Source organism: Thermodesulfatator autotrophicus (assembly GCF_001642325.1).
Lineage (GTDB): Bacteria > Desulfobacterota > Thermodesulfobacteria > Thermodesulfobacteriales > Thermodesulfatatoraceae > Thermodesulfatator > Thermodesulfatator autotrophicus.
In genome coordinates this window covers 1-22,127 of the sequence record NZ_LSFI01000032.1, presented here as the reverse complement: position 1 = coordinate 22,127, position 22,127 = coordinate 1, and the positions used below count along the sequence as shown (strand labels likewise).

The window sequence follows — 22,127 nt, the reverse complement described above, 5'->3', positions numbered from 1 at the left end:
GTCTCTATTAGGCTGCCTGAGCAGCTAACTCTTCTGGAGGGTAAACGCTTACTACTTTACGTCCGTGACGAGTCTCAAATTTTACAATACCGTCTATTTTGGCAAAGATAGTATAATCTTTGCCAAGGCCAACGTTAAATCCAGGATGAACCTTGGTACCGCGTTGGCGAACTATTATATTGCCAGCCTTTACAAACTGGCCTCCATAACGTTTAACTCCAAGTCTTTTACTATGAGAATCGCGGCCATTTTTAGATGAACCGCCTGCTTTCTTATGAGCCATAATTCCCTCCTTATGCAGAAATCTCTTTTATCTGGAGTTCAGTATAATACTGGCGATGGCCTCTTTTCTTTTTATAATTTTTACGTCTTTTCTTCTTAAAGACAATAATCTTTTTGCTCCGCCCCTGATTTAAAATGGTAGCTATTACTTTTGCCCCTTCTACCAAAGGTTGGCCAATTTTAAGGTCATCATCTTTGGCTACTAAGAGAACATCAGTTAGTTCTATTTCCTGACCAGGTTCTCCTGTAAGCTTTTCTACTCTAATAGTATCTCCAGGGCGCACTTTATACTGTTTTCCTCCAGTTTTTATAACCGCGTACACTTCTTCACCTCCCATAAAAGGTATGACTAGGGCAAGATATCACCAAAAATGCAACTGTCAAGTTTCTGTATTTTGTAGAATACCTAAATTCCCGCTTAAAGAAAAGATTGAGGATTAAAGAGCTAGAGTTTTTCTGTGCCACTTATCTTTCTAGTTTTCCTGAAGGGGGGTACCCTTCTTTTTCTAAAAATCAACCAAATTTGATAAAATGTGGACGGGCCTCCTCGCAGTGACAAAAGGGGAAGATACTCCCTGTAGTGACAGAGGAGATTATCGTTCTAGCCACTTTTCTCAGTCATTGCGAACCACGAAGTGGCGAAGCAATCCTTGTCGCGAGGCGATACCGTCGCCGTGGCGATCTCAATCCAGTGTTTTAGAATTGTGCAAAGGTAAAAAATTTTTACTTATCCTCCATTTTCTTTGTTTCTGGGCTAAAAACCCCAAAGCTTTCTAATAAGATACTCGCTTCTCAAGTACCTAGGTGGATTCCAGGCGGGAAAGGAGTTTATAGGCACGGGCGGTTTTCTTAAAATAGTCAGCTATCTCACGGGGGTCATCGAGCACGGTGAAAAGTTCAAGGTCTTCCTTAGAAATCATGCCCTCGTGAAGCAGGCGTTCTTTCATCCAAGAAATCAGGCCATTCCAGAACTTGCTTCCCACCAGCACAATAGGCACTGGCCTGATTTTGTGGGTTTGTACCAGGGTTATAATCTCAAAAAATTCATCAAGGGTTCCATAGCCCCCTGGCATACACATGAGGCCTACAGCATACTTGGCCATCATAACTTTGCGAACAAAAAAGTAGCGAAATTCAATTTTGATATTGGCGTAAGGGTTGGCTTCCTGTTCCCGAGGAAGCTTTATATTTAAGCCCACAGAGTAGGCACCGGCTTCAGCCGCACCTTTGTTAGCCGCTTCCATTATACCAGGGCCTCCGCCCGTAATAATAGAGAAGCCCTCTCTGGCCAGCAAACGGGCAATTTCTTCGGCTTTTTGATAATAAGGATGTCCAGGCCTTACTCGATTAGAACCAAAAACCGTTATGGCGGGATAAACCCTTGGTAACTCTTCAAAACCTTCAACAAACTCAGCCATTATCTTAAAAAGCCGCCAGGATTCTTTAGCAGCCAGGCCATTTAAAACGTACTGCTTGTCATTAAAATCCTTCAAAGTGAACCTCCATTCTCCGCTAGTAAACTTTTATTGTTAAACATTTCTTTTAGGACTCGTAAAGAATTAACTTCTCTATTCAACAATTGTAATACAAAGCTCTCTACCAGCTGTTCGGCTTTTTTTAAATTTTCGGCATCAGGTTTGATTATCCTTAAACGAAGGGGCCTTAATCCAGAAATATGATTTAAAAAAGCAAGGATCTTTAAATTCAGAAGAACGTCTTCCTCAAAGGCGCAATTCCCACACACTACCCCACCTTCAGAAAAGGAAAAGAAAACCTCTTTGTTTAAAGTCTGGTCACAGCGAAGGCAAAATTTCCCTAAATGAGGGGAAAAACCGCTGGTCTTCAGGAGAAAAAGTTCAAAGTTAATCTTTAAAAGAGGCCAGTAATCAATTCCGGCGTTTAACACCGAGAGGCTTTCCTGTAAAAAATAAAAGAAATTCTGGCCGGTTCCAGGTTTTAAAAAGCATTCTGTAAGCTCACCCAGATACGCCGTTTTAGTAAAAGCTAAGGGATTAAGGCGTAAATTTTCAAAAGGATTGAGCAAGTCCGCCTTGTCTAAAAACGGAGGCAAGTTGATTTTACCTCCGCGCAGATGGGCCTGAATTAAGGAGAATGGTTCAAGGGTATTGACAAAGCGCCTGAGGCTTTTTCGCCCCCCTTTGGCCAGCGCACTTAAACGCCCGCGTTCGGCAGAAAGAAGCTCTAAAAGAACATCCTTTTCACCAACTGTGCGAGAAGAGAGAATAATGGCCTTTACTACAACACTCAATGCTATTCGTTTGACGCAGGAGATTTAGGCAAGGGTTTAGCAGGCTGTTGAGGGATAGCTTCTTGTTCTTTCTTTACGGGAATTTCTTCTAAAAGCGGTGAAAGTTGAGTGATAGATTTCTTTTCTTCTTTGAAAAAGAAAAAGTAGCCACCAGCTACTAGCAGAACAACTACTATTAAAATTATTATCAGGCGCCAGGGAAACTCTTTGAAAGAGACTTCATGGTTTACTACGTTTATTTTTTCTTCTTTATGGCGGCGAAATGGAGCGTAGGCTTCTTCAAAGCGGATTAAAGCTTCATTTGGATCAAGGCCTATGGTTTCACAATAGCTTCTTATAAAACCCCTGATATATATTTCTGCGGGGAGGACTTCCCAGTCTTCTGCTTCAAGCGCCTTTAAATTTCTCAGGCCAATCCTGGTTTGAGAAGAAATTTCTTCCAGGCTAAAGCCCCTTATCTCGCGCTGGTGCCGAAGGTATTCTCCAAAACTTCCGTTTTTATTCTGTTCTTCAGCCATTAAAGCAATATCCTTATATAAGCCTGTTCTCTAAGCTCTTTTTGCCAATTTTGGAGTAGCTGGTCAATCTTTTTCTGGCGTAGCTCATTTTCAATCTCTTTTTTGGTTCCAGCTAAAGATTTAGCCTTTTCTTTTTTAATATGCAAGAGTTTAAAAATCTGCCAGGAATTCCCCACTTTTATAGGTGGACTAACTTCCCCTGGCTGGAGTTTAGCTAAAACTTCTCTCACTTCAGGGGCCAGTTCTTCAGGGCTAAAGGTGCCAAGCCCGCGTCCACTGTCTGGAATATCAGAATATTTGGCAGCCACTTCAGCAAAGTCTTTTCCGGCTTTTAATTCCTGGTAAGCCTTCTTTATTTTGGCCTCTGCCTCCTGACCGTTAATGATAATGGCTGCCAATTCATACCTGGTTACAACCTTTCCATACCTTCTCTGATATTCTCTCTCTATCTCTTCAGGGGTAACCACTATCTGGTTCACTCGAGACTGCACCAGTTTTATCCGTTTTATTTGCTGAGCTACTTTCTGGCGATATTCCTCAAGCGTTAAGCCCTGTTCAGCTAAAAATTTTTGGAAAGCCTGGTCGTCAAGGCCATTTTGGCGCTTAAAATGCTCAATAAATCTGTCTATTTCTTCGCTAGAAACTTCAATCCCTCGGCGCTCTATTTCTTGATTTATTAGCTTTTCGTCAATTAATTGTTGAAGAACTTTTTGACGAATTTCCTCACGCAGGCGTTCTTTGGCTACAGGGTCTTTGATGTCTTTTAAGTATTGCTGGTATAAAGGCGTAGCGGCTTCATCAAGCTCTGAAAGTGTTATTACCTCGTCATTTACCACCGCTACAATGCGGTCAACAATTTGGGCCTGAATGTTTCCAGCCCACCAATATATTGCTATGAAAAACCATATAAACTTTTTCATTTAGCCTCCATAAAATTCTCTTGTTCTAAATGAACATAAAGCTTTTGGCTGGTTTTGGCGAGACCGTTTTTCAGTTCCTGAAGGAAGGAAAGTAATTCGTCAATTATTTCTGGAGTAGCCAGACTCAAGATGAGTTTATTATCCCTGGTGATACGCAGGGCAAGCCCTCTCTCACGGGCAAGTTTGCGCCACAATTTTTCATCTATTTGAGCTGAAGGGTCAAAGTAAAAGATGACTTCTTTCCCACGGCGGTCAAGCTTCCGCACTTTAAAGGGCCTTAATAGGGCCTTTAAAAGAGAGAGCTTGATAAGGTTTTGTACTTCTTTGGGTGGAATGCCGAAGCGGTCTTCTATTTCATAGGCCAGCTCATCAATGGCTTCTTTGGTTCGCGCCATAGCCAAACGACGATAAAGATGAAGGCGCTGTTCTACATCTGGTATATAAGATGACGGGAAAAAGCCTGGAATTTTAAGGTTAACATCTGGTTCTATGTCCTCTTCCAGAGGTTTTCCGCGCATTTCGTCTATGGTGCGCTTGAGTATTTCCAGATACAAATCATAGCCTACAGCAGCTACGTGCCCGGACTGAAAAGTCCCCAGTAGATTTCCAGCGCCCCGAATTTGAAGGTCACTCATGGCCAGTTTAAAACCTGCCCCCAGTTCAGTGAACTGCATAAGGGCTTTTAACCGACGTTCAGCATCTTCTGAAAGGCCTGAAAGAGAAGGCACCAGGAGGTACGCATAAGCCTGAACATTGCTTCGGCCAACGCGTCCCCTTAGCTGATAAATCTCAGCAAGGCCCATGCGATCAGCCCGATTGATGATGATGGTGTTGGCTGAAGGGATATCTATGCCAGATTCAATAATCGTGGTGCAAACTAGCACGTCTATTTCTTTGCGTACAAAACGCACCATGATTTCTTCAAGCTTCTGCGAAGGCATACGCCCGTGAGCTACCTCCAGGCGGACTTGCGGCACCAGGCGTCGCAGCCAGTCTGCCAGGGCGTATATGCCTTTTATGCGGTTATGAACAAAAAACACCTGGCCGCCGCGGGAAAGTTCCCTTTCAATGGCCTCTTTTATCACCTGCTCATCAAAACGGGCCAGATATGTTTTTATCGGTAGCCGCTTGGCTGGCGGAGTAGTTATTACTGACAAGTCCCTGATTCCCAGAAGTGAAAGCTGAAGAGTTCGGGGAATGGGGGTGGCTGAAAGAGCAAGAACATCTACACTTTTACGCAATTGTTTAATTTTTTCTTTGTGCTTTACCCCAAAACGGTGTTCTTCGTCAATAATGAGTAGCCCGAGGTCCTTAAAAGATACATCACTTGAAAGGAGACGATGAGTACCAATAATTACATCTATTTCGCCTGCGGCCAGTTTTTTGAGTATCTCTTTTTGTTCTTTTGAAGATTTAAAGCGAGAAATTACGGCTACTTTGATGTCTAAAGGGGAAAGTCTTTCGTAAAAAGTGCGAAAATGTTGTTCCGCAAGCACCGTGGTGGGAACCAGGATGGCTACCTGTTTTTTATTCTCCACTGCCAGAGCCGCTGCTCTTATGGCTATTTCAGTTTTGCCATAGCCTACATCCCCACAAATCAGGCGGTCCATGGGTGAGGGGCTTTGCATATCTTTTAATGTTTCTTCAATGGCCACGGCCTGTTCGGGTGTCTCTTCAAAGGGAAAAGAGGCCTCTACCTGCCGAAGAAGGGGGCCAGGTTCAAAAGAAAAACCCTGGCCTACTTTTCTAGCGGCGTAAAGAGCAAGGAGTTCCTGGGCCACTTCTTCAATGGCCTTTTCAACCTTTTTCTTCCTGGCTTCAAAACTTTTGCCTCCCAGGCGATCAAGGCTGGGTTCTTTGCCTTCAAGCCCTACGTATTTGTGAAGTAAGTTGAGTTTATCAACTGGAAGATAGAGCTTATCACCGTCTTTATATTCAATTAGCAAGAATTCTCCTGGCAAACCACCTATTTCAAGAGAAACCAGGCCGTGGTAACGGCCAATGCCATGTTCCCGGTGAACAACGAAATCTCCAGGTTTTAAGTCTTCAAAACTCAAAAAAGTTTCTTTTAACGAACGAGCACGTTTAGTGGTAAGAGGTTTGCGAAGGCCAAATAGTTCGTGTTCTGAAATTAAGGCCAGAGAAAGTTCTGGCCAGATGAACCCTTGGACAATATTTCCTACGTATATAGTTGTTTCAAAAGGCGAAGAAAGATCCTTAAAGGCTTCCTTTTTTATGTCCACTTCTCTTAAGCCCAGTTCTCTCTCTACCAGAGATTTTATCTTTTCCGCGGATTTTTCATGGGGAGAAGTAATTACCACGCGTTGTTCAGCCATAAGTTCTTTTAGATAATTTAAGCCTTTTTCAATAGCCTCTTTAGGAGAAACCTTAATAGCCTCAACGTGAGCTTGATGATCTTTTACCTCAAAACTTATCCCTTCTTCCCAGATTGGAAGCTTTAAAACTTCAAGGGTCTTGGCATGTTTCGCTAAAAGATTTAGGGCTTCATCCTTTGAAAGAAAACTCTCCTGTGGTTCTACCAGTACTCTCTTAGTTTCCCTGGCTTTGCGCCAGGAAAGAATAAGCCTTTCTTCAAAGCGGGCTATTTCGTCTATAATCTTTTCAGGCTCAAAAATTATCAGGGTGTCATGAGAATCAAGGTAGTCAAAGAAAGTAGCAGGTTTTTCGTAAACAAGGGGTAGCCAGAATTCTTCTGGCTCAAGAACAAGGCCTGTTTCAAGGGCGCGAAGATAAGCACTTTCCTTGTCAGGAGGAAGGGCATGTTCAGATAGTCTTTTAAATAAACGCTCCTCAAGGCCTAAAGGATCAGAAGCTAAAATCACTTCTCTGGCTGGAAGAATAACTATTTCTTCAATTTCCTCAAAAGAGCGTTGGGTTTGAGGGTCAAACCGTTTAAGGCTCTCTACCTCCTCTCCGAACAAATCAATTCTTACAGGGGAAGTCTCTCCAGCAGGGAAAACGTCTATAACTCCTCCCCTGGCTGAAAACTCGCCCACCCGCTGGACAAGGCCTGTCTTTTCATAACCCAGGTTAATTAGTTGTTTTAAAAACTCTTCCCGTGCAAGCTCTTCTCCAGCCACTATGTATTCATAAAATTTTTGAAGGGTCTCTGGTGGCAAAGTCTTGCGCAAAAGGGCCCTGACGGAAAGAATAAGGAAAGCATTTTTCTGGACTCCAAAATGATACAGGGCTGCTATACGAGCGGCACTGGTAACAGGAGAATGATAAACACTACCAAAAGGCAATACATCTTCAGCAGGGTAGTGAAAAACATTTGAGAAACCAAAGAAGTGAAGGGCTTCTTTTAAGCGCTGGCACAGGGCTTCGTCAGGTAACAAAATAATGCCTTTTCGGGCCTCAATGAGCTTTAAAAGACAGGCTAAAGCTTCTTCCGAAAGCCCTGAGATCTTGAGCTTTCCTTTATCTCTCAAGAGAAAATTCTTTATATTTTTAAACTTTTCCGAAAGTTCTAAGGCCATTTTGCCGCCATTAAAAATAAATCTTGGTAAATTTTTTCAACATAATTTGCCAGAATTTTCACAAAATTACTAGAACAGAGAGGGACAGGCAAAACAGCTAATTCTATTTGCGGGCGCACTCACAGGCCAGATTATACTCACAGAACCCGCAGGTCTTTTCATCTCTGGTAGCATAAAAAGCGTCAGCCTCTATCATATGGCGAAAAAGAAACTCCAGTATCCGCGGAAATTTTAGAGACATGAATTCCTGTGCTTCATCCGGGGTAATTTTTTCCGCAAAAATAGGCTTTTCAATGTATTTGATGTTTCCCGAAGACAGCTGGAGATAAGCAGCATTATCTGCGTCTATGATAAACAAATAGAGAAAGAGCTGTATATCAGGAAGCACCTCCTGAAACTCAAAAAAACTCTCCGCGTCAAAACGCCCTGGAGGGTCATAAAGAAAAAGCTTTTCTTTCAGGTAACTGGCAGAAAGGCTCTTTAAAAAAGAGCCAGTTTTGTAATCCAGCACAAAGGTCTTTTCTTCTCTTTTTTCTAAGCGGTCCATTCTTCCGGCCAGAATGATCCCTTGAAAGTCTTTCTGGTATTCCTTTTCCAGGTCAAGGATAACAAACCCCTTAGGAAACTCTTTCTTTAAGAAATCAAGATAACGCTTAAGTCTGAAAATAGCTGTTTCTTCCACAAAAAAGCGCCTCTCAGGACCAAGGATAGAATAAAGCTTATTAAGTTTAAAGAATTCTTTAAAATAGCTGATTAGGCGTTCAGAATCGTTATCTTCGTGGGGAAGATAAAGCCTCTTGACATAAGGCCTGAAGTATTCCTCAAGGGCAGCGTGGACTACATTTCCCAGTTCTCTGGCGTCAAAGTCAGCAATTTTTTCCGTGGGTTTAAGGCCAAGGATATAGTGAAAATAGAACTTGATAGGGCAGGAAAGATAAGTGTTTAACAGAGAAGGAGAAATACCGCTCTCTCTAGCCAGAAGTTTCTCTACGGCTTCTTTTTCAGCCTGCCCCTTGGCTATAAATTCTTTGCGCTTAAAGGCACCTGGCTCAAATTTTAGATGAATAAATTTTATCTTTTCAGGAGCAAGCCTTTTAAGTCTCTGCTCTTCTTCCCATATAAGCTTTTCCACGTAGCGACTTCTTAGTTTTTTGCCAAGGGCCTCACCTTTTCCACTTATAGCGCTCTGGTAAAAAATATGGACTTTTTCCGCCCCTCTTATCAGGGAGAAGAAGTGGTGCCTTTCAATGAGTTCCTCCCTTTCACGGGGAGGAAGACCAAGGATAGGCTTTAGCCCCTCAGGTAGCAGGGGATTTACTTCTTCCACCGAAGGCAGATAATCCTCATTAGCATCAAGGACAAAGATTTGCTTAAAAGAGAGGAGGCGGGTTTCAAGGAGGCCCATTATTTGGAGCCCTCCTAAAGGCTCCCCTTCAAAAGGTGCTCTTATGTTGCGCAGGAGTTCTTTTAAAAAAGTAAAAAGCGTGCGCGGCCTTAATTTTTGTTCGGCAAAAGAGACTTTTTCAAGGCTTGGAAGGATTTCCGCTTCAAAGGCATATAAAAAGGCCTTCTCAAGTAAGGATTCTGGAGTATCTTCCGAAAGAGCCGAAAGCCTTGCCCTGGTGCACTCTTTAACAAGTTTTCTCAAGGCAGAAGCTAATTCTTTGGTGCTCTCAATATGGAACCAGGGCTTTAGAAATTCTCTATGAAACCAGGCCAGAAACCGAGAAAGGGCTTCATCTTCTGGCATTTTTTCTATAGCCTCAAGAGAGAGATAAGGGCTTCCGTGTTCTCGCAAAATCTTTTCCAGTTCGTGGAAGAAAAAGAGGACTTTTTCGCCCTCAAACTTAAGCCCTTTTAGGTAAGGGTGCTTTATCAATTTTAAATAAGCAGGGATATAAACTTCTTCCTGGTGAAGAGTTTCCCTCAGCTCGGCAAAAAGGAGAAAAAGCTGGGCTAAAGGGGTGCGAAAAAGCGGATATCCAAGGGTAATGTTTACCGGTATATCCTCTGGCAATTCGTAAAGCAAAGGAATCAAATGGCCAGCTACACAAAGAAGAATCAACGTATCATCTGGGCTTTTAATGTCTCTGGGCAAGCGGCTCCTTACGGCCTTTAATTCGTGGTGCACGTCAGGGGCTTCGTAAAAATGAAATTCAGGCCGCCTTTCTTCTGAATCTATTATTTCGGCTCTCAGACCAAAAGTTTTTTCAAGTTCACGGTAAATATCAGGGAAACCTGTACCTTCAAGGCGCCACCATAGTGTAGCTCCCTGTTTTAACCAGACCTTAAAGATTTTCTGCTCTGCCTTTGTAAGCACAAAGAAGCCTACCAGATGAAGATTTCCAGGAAAGCCCGGGATACGTTCTATGTTTTCCGCCAGTATCCTCAAGCGCTCTCCAGGGGTGATTATCTCTCTTTCTTCAAGGCGCTGACGAAAGGCCTTCTGTATATCTCCCAGGTGGGAAGCAAATAATCTGGCCTCATAGGGAAGCTCTTCTTCTGGAGGATAAACGATATTTTGGGCTTCTATCAACTCACGTTCAAAAAGATCAAGCACTTCAGCCAGGCGCAAACCCCAGGGGAAAAACTGGTCAAAACTCTGGGTTATTTTTTCAAAAAGAGGCATTTTTTTAGTTATTTCCCAGAGTATCCAGGCCTGGTCAGCCCGAGGGATAAGAGGCCGCTGGTCAATTAAAGTGGCAAGCTCTGAAGTTAAGTCGGCTATGCTTGTTATGCGGGGAAGGAGTCCAGAAGTCTTTCTCTTCTCAAAGAGATAATGCCGAAAATAAAGCCCAGCTCGCCTGGTGGGAAAAATAAAAGTGGTCTTCGGAGAAAGGAGTTCTTCTTCTGGAATATGCGCAATAAAATTTTTTAGAAAGTTTCGTGACGGAAGCGCTTTTATCTGGCCCATAAAATAATTTTAGCCTGCCAGTAGCCACTCAAGAAGGGCCATGTGTAACCACATTTTGTTCTCAGCCTGGTCCCACACCACTGATTGCGGGCCTTCAAGCACCTCTTCGGTGATTTCTTCTCCACGGTGAGCAGGCAAACAGTGAAGCACTATAGCTTCTTTGGCGGCATATTTTAAAAGCTCAACATTTACCTGGTAGGGGGTAAAAATTTCTTTTCTCTTTTCAGCTTCGTCTTCCTGCCCCATACTGGCCCAAACGTCAGTATTAATCACCTGGGCGTCTTTTACCGCTTCTTTCGGGTCCCTTACTACTTCTATGGGCTTGGTTGCTACCTGGCGAGCTTCTTCAAGAATTTGGGAGTCAGGGTCATAGCCTTCAGGGCAGGCAAGTACTAAATGAAAGCCCAGACGGGCGGCCATTTCAATCCAGGAATGGGCCACGTTGTTACCGTCTCCTACCCAGGCCACTTTAAGGTTAGTTATGTCTCCCTTTTTTTCCATAACCGTCATCACATCAGACATGCCCTGGCAGGGATGATGTTTATCAGAAAGGCCATTTATTACCGGCACACTTGCCCAGCGGGCCAGTTCTTCAACTACCTCCTGGCCATAGGTGCGCACGCAAATGGCATCTACATAACGGGAAAGCACCCGGGCTGTATCTTTAAGGGGTTCCCCCCGGTCAAGCTGAAGGTCTCGCCGCGAAAGATAAATACTTGTGCCACCGAGCTTTTGCATACCCGCTTCAAAGGAAACCCTGGTACGGGTGGAATGCTTTTCAAAAAGAAGGGCCAAAACTTTTCCGATGAGGCTTCTTCTTGGTTCTCCTTTTTTAAAGTCTGCTTTTAGACGAAGAGCCCGGTCAAGAACGTGATTTAACTCTTCAGTAGTCAGGTCAAAAACTCTCGTCACATGCCGCATGGGAAACACCTCCCATATTTTGAAAAATACCAATTTTAAGCAAGGATTTGAGTTTTAGCAAACAAATAACAATTTGCCCCGGTTCTTTAGAAAATTGGAAAAGAATGAAGGAGCTGTGCTTGGCGGAGTGATCTTTATTCTTGTTCTTTTGCCGCCAGCTCTTTTAAAACCTTTTCGTAAGTTTTGTAAGCCTCTTCACCGAAAAGGACCATGCGCACTAATTTCGGTTTCTGATGTTCTTTGAGAAAAGATATAACCGTTGAAAGAGCCACTTTAGCTGCTTCTTTCATTGGGTAGCCATAAGCCCCGGTAGAAATAGAAGGAAAGGCCACAGAATTAATATCTTTTTCCAGGCAAAGATTTAAGGCCGAACGATAGGCACTGGCTAAAAGCTCTGCCTCTCCGTGGTTTCCCCCACGCCAGATAGGCCCTACGGCGTGAATCACATATTTGGCCTTGAGGTTTCCTGCCCCGGTAATAACAGCGCTACCAGTAGGGCAGCGTCCATAACGGCGGGCTTCTTCCGCAATGCTCGGCCCGCCTGCCCGATGAATAGCCCCGTCAACGCCTCCTCCTGGAACCAACTCCTCGTTGGCAGCGTTAACAATGGCCTCTGTATCCTGCTGGGTTATGTCACCCTTAATAAGCTCTAAGACACAGTTGCCCATTTTTACCTGCATGGCCACCCTCCTTGCTTTTAAGAGGCTTCGGGAATCATGGCCTTAAGTTCTTCGAACTTTTTTCTGGCTTCTGGAGAAAGATTTTTAGGCACTGTTATCATGGCTTCCACATAAAGGTCTCCCCTTTTACCATCTGGCCTGGAAATACCTTTTCCACGAAGTCGAAATTTCTGGCCACACTGGGTACCAGGGGGAACTTTCATGCGCACTTTGCCGTCTAAAGTAGGTACTTCTACATGGCCGCCAAGCACAGCTGTAAATAAGCCGATAGGCTGTTTGAGGTAAAGGTCATAGCCTTTGCGTTCAAAACGCGGGTCAGGCTTAACAACCAGCTCAAGATAGAGGTCCCCGGAGGGCCCTCCTTTGCGGCCAGGCATTCCTTTACCTGGAATCCTTAATCTGGTGCCAGTATCTGCTCCAGGAGGAATTTTCACCTTTAACCGCTCGGTTTGGCGAATAGTTCCGGCACCATGGCAGGTAGGGCAGGGCTTGGTGGCTCTTTGCCCCATGCCCCTGCAATAAGGGCAAATTTCAATCATGCGCACGGTTCCGCGCCGATGCTCCCTTTTACCCTGGCCCTGGCAATGGGGACAGGTATCTGCACTTTTTAAATCAACTCCCTGGCCGTGGCAGCCTGGACATGGCCTTTCCAGGGGAACTTCTATTTCTATTTCACCACCAAGGGCTGCCTGCCTGAATGGTATTTCTACGCGATAAAGAACATCAGCCCCTGGTTCTGGCCCGGGTTCCCAGTCCCTTTCAAAGCCAAAAAGATCGGCAAAAATGTCGGCAAAGCCACCAAAGGGGCTTCCTTCATCCATAAAGACGCTAAAATCATAGGCCCTTTCTCCGCCAGGAGTGGTAAAGCTAAAGGCACTTGCAGCCTGGCGAAGTTTATCATACTCGGCCCGTTTTTGCGGGTCAGAAAGGACTTCGTAAGCCTCTTGAATCTCTTTGAATTTCTCCTCGGCTTCCTTGTCTCCAGGATGAAGGTCTGGATGATACTTCCGCGCCAGCCGCCTATAGGCCTTTTTTATCTCCTCCTGGCTGGCATCAGGGCTAACCCCTAATATTTCGTAAAGGTCTTTTTTGACCATTTTTGCTCCTCCTTTTTCGCCTTTTAACTCCCTGAGACCTTAAAATAGCCTATTTCTCCAGCCTGTTAACTGGCTAGAGCCTGAAACGTCTCTTGTTAATTACCGTGAGTCCATTTAAACTTGTTAGTCTCTATGGAAGCTTTGGCAAGGGGTAATCCTAAAAATAATCGCCGAGTATTTACTGTAAGCGAGCTCACCAAAGAGCTGAAAAGTCTCCTTGAACTAAAATTTCCTTTTATCTGGGTGGAGGGAGAAATTTCTAACAGCAAAAGTTCTGCCAATGGCCATCTTTATTTTTCTTTAAAAGATGAAGGGGCCGTTCTTAAAGCAGTGATGTTTAGAAGCTTTCGCCCTAATCTCCCTTTCAAATTGGAAGATGGTCTCCACGTGCTCTGCTTTGGTAGGCTTAGTCTTTACGAGCCTCGTGGAGAATATCAACTAATCGTTCAGCAAGTTGAGCCTATAGGTTACGGAGCTTTTCGCCTGGCTTTAGAACAACTACAGAAAAAACTTGCCGCCGAAGGCCTTCTTGACGAGGCCCGTAAAAGGCCTCTTCCCTTCTGGCCCAGGGTGATAGGCCTTATAACTTCCCTTCACGGTGCAGCTATTCACGACTTTTTGCGAGTAGGCTTTTTTCGCAATCCCAAAGCAAGGGTCCTTATATATCCCGTACGAGTTCAGGGAGAAGAGGCCCCTCAGGAAATAATAGAAGCCATTCATGTCCTGAGCAGCTTCTCTGAAGTAGAAGTACTGGTTATTGCGCGTGGTGGTGGCTCCTTTGAAGACCTCCTGCCCTTTAACCATGAAGGCCTGGCCAGAGCCATTGCTACTTCGCCGGTACCTGTAGTTTCGGCCGTAGGCCACGAAATAGACGTAACCATTTGTGACCTGGTAGCAGATGCCCGAGCCCCTACTCCCACCGCTGCGGCTGAGATGGTATTCCCGAGCTTAAATGAACTGGCCTATGAGCTGGGCCTCAAATTAAGGGCCTTAAATAGAACTCTTCGAGAAAAGCTTCTAAGGGAAGAACAAAAATTAAACCAATTGAAAAGGCGGCTTAAAGACCCTCGCCAGAAGATAAAAGAAAGCCAGGAAAAAGTGCACCTTCTTAAAAGAAGACTTGATGTTTCTTTTTTACGCCGCCTTGAAGACAAACAGAATAAACTTTTCTCCCTGATTAAGCAGCTTGAAAGTTTATCTCCCCTGGCAGTGCTGGCCAGAGGTTATAGCATTGTCCGTAAATCCTCTGGCCAGGTAATAAAAGAAGCCCAGGAGGTTTTGCCTGGCGAAGAGTTAGACATTCTTCTTCATCAAGGGAAACTCCGGGTAAAGGTAAAAGAGGTTTTCTGTGAGTAAAAAAGGAGCCACCTGGTACCATTTAGCATGGGCTACATCAATAAAAATTTTAGCCTTTTCTGTGACTTTATTTATTTTGGGAGGATTATTCCCTGCCGGAGCCTTGACCTTTAGTTATCTTCCAGAAAAGCCTTATCCAGGGGCACCTTTGCTCTTAGAACTTTCTCAAAAAGTGGAAAAGATAGAATTTTTAGGTAAAGAATACCAGCTTTTTGCCTATCACCAAAAATTTTATGCCCTTTTAGCCATACCTTTAGGGACAGTGCCCGGCTCTTACCCTTTAAAAATTCACGACGGAAAAGTCCATTCCTTTGAGGTCAAGATATATCCCCAAAAATATCCCGAAGAACATCTAAAAGTTCCGCCCAAGATGATTCACTATCCTCCGAAAGTAATTGACCGCATAAAAAGAGAAGTAAAGGCCATCAAGCAGGCAGTAAAAGGTTTTACCCCTAGGCCTTTGCTTGATGGCCCCTTTGTTTGGCCAGCAACCGGACGTATTTCAAGCCCTTTTGGCTTCAGGAGAGTTTATAACGGTGTGCCCAAAAGCCATCATTCTGGCATTGATATAGCCGTGCCTAAAAACACCCTTATAAAGGCCTCTAACAGGGGAAGGGTGGTTTTAACAGGTGACTTTTATCTTCCAGGAAAAATCGTAATCATTGACCATGGCCTTGGTATTTACACGGTCTATTGCCACCTTAATAAAATTCTGGTCCAGCCTGGACAAATAGTAGAGAAAGGCGAAAAAATCGCCCTTTCTGGTGCCAGCGGAAGGGTCACCGGGCCTCATTTACACTTTGGCTGTTACATAAGAGGTGTTAAAGTAGATCCTAAAACACTTATAGAGGTTTTTTGATGCGTTACGAAGAGGCCTTAAAAAGGCTTGAAGCCATTGTTCACGAGCTGGAGGAAAACGACCTCCCCCTTGAAGAGGCCTTAAAGCGCTACGAGGAAGGAGTAAAACTTGTGCGCCACTGCGAAAAGCTCCTTAATGAGGCACAGAAGAAAATAGAAGTGCTATTAAAAGATGCCGAAGGTCACCTGGTGCGCCAGGAATATCCCTTTACCGAGGAATAAATGGGCCTTTCACCTAATTTTTTTGACTGGCTAAAGGAAAAGCAGGACCTTGTTAACAGGGCTTTGAAAGCCTATGTTCCCTTGCTTGAAGGCCCGGCCAGCCGCCTTTTTGAGGCCATGCATTACAGTCTCATGTCAGGAGGAAAGAGGCTTAGGCCCATTCTTGTCATGGCCGGGGCCGAAGCCGTTGGGGGAAGGCCCGAACACGTACTTCCAGCTGCGTGCGCCATTGAGTGCATCCACACTTACTCTCTTATCCATGACGACCTGCCAGCTATGGATGACGATGACTTACGCCGGGGCAAGCCCACCTGTCACAAAGCTTTTGACGAAGCTACGGCCATTTTAGCCGGAGACGGCCTTTTGACCCACGCTTTTCGTCTCCTTTCCCATGAAGACCTGGCCCAAAATTTTCCTGAAGTTAACCTCCTTGAAGGAATACGTTTGGTGGCTGAAGCTGCTGGCCTTTATGGCATGGTGGCCGGCCAGATGGCTGATCTCCTAGCTGAAGGAAGAAAAGTTTCACCTGAAGAGTTGGCCTTTATTCATCGGCATAAGACCGCCGCCTTAATCAGGGCTTCAGTGCTTTTAGGGGCAATCCTTACAGGGGCAAAACCTGAAGATAAAGAGGCCCTATCCAGTTACGGCTGGAAAATTGGCCACGCCTTTCAAATTGTTGATGATATACTTGACCTTACCGCAGATGAAAAAACCCTTGGAAAGCCTGTAGGTTCTGACATAAGAAAGAAAAAGGCCACCTACCCTGCACTTTTTGGCCTGGCCGCCTCAAGAGAAAAAGCCAAAGGCCTTCTTGAAGAAGCCCTGGCCGCTCTTTATCCATTTGGTTCGCGGGCTAAGGCTTTGGCAGATATAGCTTTTTATGTATTAGAAAGAAAACTCTAAAACTTAAGTCTCTGGGCCACTGGCCTGAGGGTCAAACCCTGCACCACCACTGAAAATACCACGTTAAAATAAGTAAGAGACAAAAGAACCATTTTAAAGGGGTGTTCAGGCAGAGAAAAAGCCAGGGCAATAGCAATTCCTCCTTTAAGGCCACACCAGGTGAAAAATAAATTCTTCCGAAAAGAAAGAGCCCTTACTGGTTTAGTTATAGCCATACTTAAAGAGACACTTAAAAAACGGCCGCCCAATACTAAGGCTATACTTAATAAAGCCAAAATCGGGCTAAAATGATTGTTTTTTATAATGAGGATCTCAAGCCCTATCAGTAAGAATAAAATAGCGTTAAGCAGGCTATCTATAAGCCGCCAGAAGGTGTCTATATGTTCTACTGTCCTGGGGCTCATAGCCAGGCGCCGACCATGATTACCTATAAGGAGCCCTGCTGCTACTACTGCCAGAGGACCAGAAAAATGAAATATTTCCGCTATGGAAAAGCAAAGCATAACCAGGGCCAGGGTAATAAGGACTTCCAGTTCGTAATCATCAATTGTTTTGAGTAGTAAAAAAGCTAAAAAGCCTAATGAAGTACCGAGAAGCAAACCGCCCAGACACTCCTGAATGAGGAATATCAAAACATGGGAAACATCAAATACACCTTTGGCTTTAAGCATTTCTAGCAAGGCCAGAAATAAAACTACTGCGACCCCATCGTTTAATAGAGACTCGCCCACTATTACCGTCTCGGTTTCTTTGGAAACCCCGACTTTTTTTAAAGTGGCAAGCACTGCTACCGGATCGGTGGGAGAAATCAGAGCACCAAATAGTAGAGCCCAGAGAAGAGGGAGATTTATACCTAAAAGCCCAAACAGGAAATAAATAGAAAAGCCCACTATGGTGGTTGATAAGAACACGCCAATGGTGGCGAGACTAAGAATACTTCGCAGACGCTCAAGTAAGGTATCAAGCTCAACGTGAAGGGCTCCGGCAAAAAGGAGAAACCCTAACATCCAGTGAAGGACCGCCTCTTCAAATTCAATATTTTGAACTATTTGGGTGAGGTGTGCCGCCAAAGGCCACCCCGGCCAGAAGACTTCAGCCAAAAGAACACATATGCCAATAAAAATGGATACCAGGGTAATGCCAATGCCGCTTGGAAGCTTCAAGAAACGATAGTTAAGATAGCCGGAAAATACCGCTAAGCACAGCAACAATGTAACTAAAGAGTAGGAAGACATAGCTCTCGCTTATTTTCGTGTTTTAAGTTAAAATTGACTTAAGTTTAATTGAAAATCTCAGAGGAAACCATGGCCAAACTTTTGGAGAAAGTTAACTCTCCTGCTGACCTTAAAAAATTTAGACTAAAAGACCTGGAAAAACTTACTAAAGAGCTTAGGGAAGTCATAGTTTCTACTGTAGCAGAAACTGGTGGCCATCTTGCACCGAATCTGGGAGTAATAGAACTCACGGTAGCCTTGCATTATGTGTTTGATTCCCCGAAGGACAAAATCGTCTGGGATGTTGGCCACCAGGCCTATGCCCATAAACTCCTTACCGGCCGGCGAGATAATTTTCATACCCTGCGTCAATATGGTGGTATAGCAGGTTTCCCTAAGCGTTCAGAAAGCCCCCACGATGTCGTTGACGTAGGGCACAGTAGTACGTCAATTTCTGCTGCCCTGGGCCTGGTTACCGCCCAGGATCTTCTCCAGAAAGAAGGCAAAGTAGTTGTTGTAATCGGCGATGGTTCTATGACAGCCGGCCTTGCCTTTGAAGGCTTGAATAACGCCGGCCACCTTAAGAAGGACCTTATCGTTATCTTGAACGACAATGAGATGTCCATTTCGCCAAACGTAGGCGCCCTTTCTTCATTTCTATCTCGTAAGCTTACAGGGCCAGTAGCCAGGCGCCTTAAAAGAGAGTTAGAAAGCTTTGTAAGCCATCTGCCAGGCGGAGAACATCTTGTTACTGCTATCAGAAAAAGTGAAGATGCTATCAAGTGTCTCCTGACACCGGGCATGCTTTTTGAGGCCCTGGGTTTTCGTTATGTGGGGCCTATTCCTGGTCATAACCTTGAAGTTCTAATTCATACCCTCCAAAATGTGAAAAATCTTGAAGGCCCTACGCTAGTACATGTCCTGACTAAAAAAGGTAAAGGTTATCGCCCGGCTGAAGAAGAGCCTGAAAAATTCCACGGCTTAGGGCCTTTTGACGTAAAGACCGGTAAACCGAAAACCAGCAAGAATAAACCCCCTTCCTACACCAGTATTTTCTCAAAGACCATGCTTCGCCTGGGAGAAATGGAACCGCGGCTGGTGGCTATTACCGCGGCTATGCCCTCTGGTACAGGGCTTAAAGCCTTTTCTGAGCGCTTCCCTGAACGCTTTTTTGACGTTGGTATTGCCGAACAGCACGCCGTTACCTTTGCCGCTGGCCTGGCTTTGGGGGGAATGGTTCCGGTTTGTGCCATCTACTCTACTTTTCTCCAGAGGGCCTTTGACCAAATTATTCACGACGTCGCTTTAACCAACCTACACGTAGTCTTTGCTATTGATAGAGCAGGCATTGTGGGTGAAGACGGCCCTACTCACCAGGGCCAGTTTGATCTGACATACCTGCGTCTTATCCCCAATATGATTATCATGGCCCCCAAAGACGAAAACGAACTCCAGCACATGCTTTACACCGCGATAAAATGCCAGGGGCCGGTAGCTATTCGTTATCCTCGCGGGGCAGGCGAGGGGGTAAGTCTAGATTGGGAACTCAAAGAAATCCCCATTGGTAAAGGCGAACTTTTACGAGAGGGTAAAGACGTCTTACTTCTGGCTGTAGGCAACATGGTTTACCCTGCCCTTAGGGCCGCTGAATTTTTAGCCCAGGAAGGCCTCTCAGCAACGGTAATAAACGCTCGTTTCGTAAAACCCCTTGACGAAGACCTTATCACTGAAATGGCTTTGCGCACAGGCAGAGTGGTCACTATTGAAGAAAATACCCTTTTAGGCGGTTTTGGTTCGGCTGTACTTGAACTTTTTCAGCAAAAAGGGCTTCGCTTTCCTGTAAAGCGTATAGGTCTCCCGGATAAATTTATAGAACACGGCGCCCCTTCTCTTTTACGAGAAAAATATGGGCTTACTTCTGAAAAGATAGCCGAAGAAGTTAAAAACTGGCTGCTACACCAGGAAAAGCCTAATATCCACGTGCTAACAGCCTAGAGTTATCCTGGCTAATGTTTAGCCCTGAAGGCGGGGAGAATACCCTGCCAGAGCGAGAGAAACCAAGCAATTAAAAATCCACCTAATAAGGTCCATTTAGGCCCTAAAAACTGGGCTACTATCCCAGAGAAAAAGCTTCCCAATGGGAATAGCCCCAGGAAACTCAAGCTAAAAAGGCTTAAAATACGGCCGCGCATATCATCAGGGCTACTCAACTGCAAAAAGGCATTGGCTGAAGTAAACATGCAAACCATATGAAAACCAGACATCACCAGGAGAACACAGGCCAGATAAAATTTTTGGGAAAGGACAACCCCTATTAAAAAAAGGCACAAAATAAAGAGGTTTATGGGAATAAATTTTTCTTTAGGCAGGTCTCTGCCAAAAGCCGCCATACAAAGGGCTCCGAAAAGTGTTCCCAGGCCATTGGCTGCCATAAGGAGGCTGAATTCCTGGCCGCCTCCGCCAAAATTTTCACGCACAACAGCTGGAAGAAGCACAGCGTAAGGCAAAACGAAAACACTGGTAGTGGCAATTAAAAGCAAAGTGCGCTTTATTTGGCGATTATTTAAAGCAAAAAGGAAACCCTCTTTTAATCCCTGCCAGGGCCTTTTAGAAGGCTTTTTATGATTGTCAGACAAAGGAATCAAAAAAAGCGCCAAAATTACGGGCAAATAAGAAAGGGTATTGGCCAGGAAACAACTCCATAATCCAAAATGGGCCATTAAAAAACCTGCTATAGCTGGCCCTAAGAACCTCGCTAGATTAAACGCGGTGGAATGCAAAGAAATAGCTGTTACCAGAGAGTTTTCACCTACCAGCTCAAAAATAAAAGAATGCCTTACCGGAAATTCCAGAGCCACCGTACAACCCAATACAAAGGCAAGAGCAAGGATATGCCAGACTTCTACCTTACCGGTAAAGACCAGAAAAGTTAGCACGCCAGCTTGTAAGGCGGCTATGCTTTGTGAAAGCAGGAGGAGATTTCTTTTAGGTAAATGGTCAGCAAGATAGCCTGCAGGTAAAGAAAAAAGCAAGATGGGCAAGCTACCAATACCACCAAGCACCCCTAGAAAAAAAGCTGAGCCCGTCAAATCGTAGATGAGCCAGCGCTGGGCAGTAGTGTGAATCCAGGTGCCAATAAGTGAGAGGCTTTGGCCCAGGAAAAAAATTCTGAAATTCCTGAGTCGCAAGGGCAAAATTAAATTATGGGCTATTTCTCCTAAGATGGGCATGAAGAATTATTAACCTGCCAAAGTACGCTTAAAAAGGGCTAGAGCCTTTTCTATATCCTGGGCGGTGGTGTTGCGGCCAAGGCTAAAACGTATGGTGCCAAGAGCTATTTCTTTAGAAACTCCCATGGCACTTAAGACATGAGAGATTGCCTGGGCTCTATCATGGCAGGCTGCCCCAGTGGATGCACAAAGCTCTGGCATCCTTTCTAAAATTTGAGAGGCATTGAGCCCGGGGAAAGACACACTGAGGGTGTTGGCCAAAGTTTTTTCAGGGATTCCATGGCGAATGAGATCGGGATAAATCTCTTTTAACCCTTCATATAGTTTTTCTCGCAGTTTAAACTCTCTCTGGGCCTCGGCTAGCAAATCCCTTTTAGCCATGGAGGCCGCTTTGCCCAAACCACAGGCCAAAGCAACAGGCTCAGTCCCAGGTCTAAGCCCTCCTTCCTGAGAAGCTCCAGAAAAAAGGGGCTTTAAGCCCAGGCCTTTTCGTAAAAACAAGGCCCCAATCCCTTTTGGGGCATACATTTTATGGCCAGCAATAGTCATCAAATCGCAATTTAAGTCTTTTACTGAAACAGGCATTTTACCCACGGCCTGAGCCGCGTCAGTATGAAACATAACATCCTTTTCACAACAGAGGCGGCCAATTTCACTGACCGGCTGGATAGTCCCGATTTCGTTATTAACGAGCATGACTGATACTAAAAAGGTGTCAGGACGTATGGCCTTTTGGACTTCATCTGGGTCCACATAGCCCTGGGAATCTACAGGAAGAAATGTTACGTCAAACCCCATTTCAAGGAGCCTTATCATGGGGTTTAACACTGAAGGATGTTCAATCTGCGTAGTAATTATATGTTTCTTTTTATCCTGAGCCAGGGCCGAACCCAGGATGGCCAGGTTATTGGCTTCAGTCCCCCCTGACACAAAAATTATTTCTGGAGGTTCAGCTTCAATCAGGGAAGCTAGCTCGGCGCGAGCCCTTTCAAGCCCTTCTTTTGCCTGCTTTCCAATAATATGGTTGCAGGAGGGATTACCAAAGGCTTCAGTTAAATAAAATACTACCACTTCCTTTACTTCGGGTAGCACAGGGGTGGTGGCGTTATAGTCAAGATAAATTGTACTTTTCATAGAGAAATATTTTAGTTTAATAAAGACCTTTGCAAAACTATAAAATTTTTTTACTTAGGTCGGAACAGGCGAACCAGTCTCATAGTGTTTCGTCAACTGTGTCCGCAGG

19 protein-coding genes are annotated in these 22,127 nt (G+C 44.7%); 5 read left to right on the top strand and 14 right to left on the bottom strand.

What is annotated here, in order from left to right:
- Positions 1–7: 7 nt before the first annotated feature.
- The 11 genes from rpmA to dnaJ form a co-directional block, all read right to left on the bottom strand.
- Positions 8–283, bottom strand: a complete 276-nt coding sequence (gene rpmA, locus TH606_RS07375) for a 50S ribosomal protein L27 (protein WP_068542494.1) — start codon at positions 281–283, stop codon at positions 8–10.
- Between the two features lie 10 nt (positions 284–293).
- Complete coding sequence (rplU, locus tag TH606_RS07370) at positions 294–605, bottom strand: 50S ribosomal protein L21 (RefSeq protein WP_068542492.1); 312 nt, start codon at positions 603–605, stop codon at positions 294–296.
- A 477-nt stretch (positions 606–1,082) separates the two neighbouring features.
- Positions 1,083–1,775 (bottom strand): LOG family protein, encoded by a 693-nt coding sequence (locus TH606_RS07365; protein ID WP_068542490.1) that lies wholly within the window; start codon positions 1,773–1,775, stop codon positions 1,083–1,085.
- Positions 1,772–2,551, bottom strand: a complete 780-nt coding sequence (gene recO, locus TH606_RS07360) for a DNA repair protein RecO (protein WP_068542488.1) — start codon at positions 2,549–2,551, stop codon at positions 1,772–1,774. Before recO ends, TH606_RS07365 begins: the two co-directional genes overlap by 4 nt.
- Positions 2,552–2,553: 2 nt before the next feature.
- The gene (locus tag TH606_RS07355) at positions 2,554–3,069 is read right to left on the bottom strand and encodes a helix-turn-helix domain-containing protein (RefSeq protein ID WP_068542486.1); all 516 of its coding nucleotides are present in this window, start codon (positions 3,067–3,069) and stop codon (positions 2,554–2,556) included.
- Positions 3,069–3,989, bottom strand: a complete 921-nt coding sequence (locus TH606_RS07350) for a peptidylprolyl isomerase (protein ID WP_068542484.1) — start codon at positions 3,987–3,989, stop codon at positions 3,069–3,071. Before TH606_RS07350 ends, TH606_RS07355 begins: the two co-directional genes overlap by 1 nt.
- Entirely contained in the window at positions 3,986–7,489 is a 3,504-nt protein-coding gene (mfd, locus tag TH606_RS07345; protein ID WP_068542482.1) for a transcription-repair coupling factor, read from the bottom strand. Before mfd ends, TH606_RS07350 begins: the two co-directional genes overlap by 4 nt.
- 103 nt (positions 7,490–7,592) lie before the next feature.
- Complete coding sequence (locus TH606_RS07340) at positions 7,593–10,403, bottom strand: PD-(D/E)XK nuclease family protein (protein ID WP_068542477.1); 2,811 nt, start codon at positions 10,401–10,403, stop codon at positions 7,593–7,595.
- Between the two features lie 9 nt (positions 10,404–10,412).
- Positions 10,413–11,324, bottom strand: coding sequence for an ornithine carbamoyltransferase (gene argF, locus TH606_RS07335; RefSeq protein ID WP_068542476.1), 912 nt, complete (start codon positions 11,322–11,324; stop codon positions 10,413–10,415).
- Between the two features lie 134 nt (positions 11,325–11,458).
- Positions 11,459–12,004: an O-acetyl-ADP-ribose deacetylase gene (locus TH606_RS07330; protein WP_068542475.1), complete on the bottom strand. Its 546-nt coding sequence runs from the start codon at positions 12,002–12,004 to the stop codon at positions 11,459–11,461.
- A gap of 17 nt (positions 12,005–12,021) precedes the next feature.
- Positions 12,022–13,101 carry a molecular chaperone DnaJ gene (gene dnaJ, locus TH606_RS07325; RefSeq protein ID WP_068542473.1) on the bottom strand — a complete coding sequence of 360 codons (1,080 nt, stop codon included), beginning with the start codon at positions 13,099–13,101 and terminating at the stop codon, positions 12,022–12,024.
- Between the two features lie 132 nt (positions 13,102–13,233).
- Here dnaJ and xseA point away from each other — a divergent pair, with 132 nt between their 5' ends.
- From xseA to TH606_RS07305, 4 genes are read left to right on the top strand one after another with little or no spacing between them, the layout of a single operon-like run.
- Positions 13,234–14,457 (top strand): exodeoxyribonuclease VII large subunit, encoded by a 1,224-nt coding sequence (gene xseA / locus TH606_RS07320; RefSeq protein ID WP_068542468.1) that lies wholly within the window; start codon positions 13,234–13,236, stop codon positions 14,455–14,457.
- Positions 14,450–15,316 (top strand): M23 family metallopeptidase, encoded by an 867-nt coding sequence (locus TH606_RS07315; RefSeq protein WP_068542466.1) that lies wholly within the window; start codon positions 14,450–14,452, stop codon positions 15,314–15,316. Before xseA ends, TH606_RS07315 begins: the two co-directional genes overlap by 8 nt.
- Positions 15,316–15,537, top strand: a complete 222-nt coding sequence (gene xseB / locus TH606_RS07310; RefSeq protein WP_068542464.1) for an exodeoxyribonuclease VII small subunit — start codon at positions 15,316–15,318, stop codon at positions 15,535–15,537. The genes TH606_RS07315 and xseB overlap by 1 nt, the downstream gene beginning before the upstream one ends.
- Positions 15,538–16,440, top strand: a complete 903-nt coding sequence (locus tag TH606_RS07305; protein ID WP_068542462.1) for a polyprenyl synthetase family protein — start codon at positions 15,538–15,540, stop codon at positions 16,438–16,440. It abuts the gene before it with no gap.
- Here TH606_RS07305 and TH606_RS07300 read toward each other — a convergent pair.
- Positions 16,437–17,675: a cation:proton antiporter gene (locus tag TH606_RS07300; RefSeq protein WP_068542460.1), complete on the bottom strand. Its 1,239-nt coding sequence runs from the start codon at positions 17,673–17,675 to the stop codon at positions 16,437–16,439. The genes TH606_RS07305 and TH606_RS07300 overlap by 4 nt on opposite strands.
- Positions 17,676–17,744: 69 nt before the next feature.
- Here TH606_RS07300 and dxs point away from each other — a divergent pair, with 69 nt between their 5' ends.
- Positions 17,745–19,649, top strand: coding sequence for a 1-deoxy-D-xylulose-5-phosphate synthase (dxs, locus tag TH606_RS07295; protein WP_068542457.1), 1,905 nt, complete (start codon positions 17,745–17,747; stop codon positions 19,647–19,649).
- An 11-nt stretch (positions 19,650–19,660) separates the two neighbouring features.
- Here dxs and TH606_RS07290 read toward each other — a convergent pair whose 3' ends face one another.
- Positions 19,661–20,884 (bottom strand): MFS transporter, encoded by a 1,224-nt coding sequence (locus tag TH606_RS07290; RefSeq protein WP_068542456.1) that lies wholly within the window; start codon positions 20,882–20,884, stop codon positions 19,661–19,663.
- Between the two features lie 9 nt (positions 20,885–20,893).
- The gene (locus TH606_RS07285) at positions 20,894–22,018 is read right to left on the bottom strand and encodes a cysteine desulfurase family protein (RefSeq protein ID WP_068542453.1); all 1,125 of its coding nucleotides are present in this window, start codon (positions 22,016–22,018) and stop codon (positions 20,894–20,896) included.
- Between the last annotated feature and the right edge of the window lie 109 nt (positions 22,019–22,127).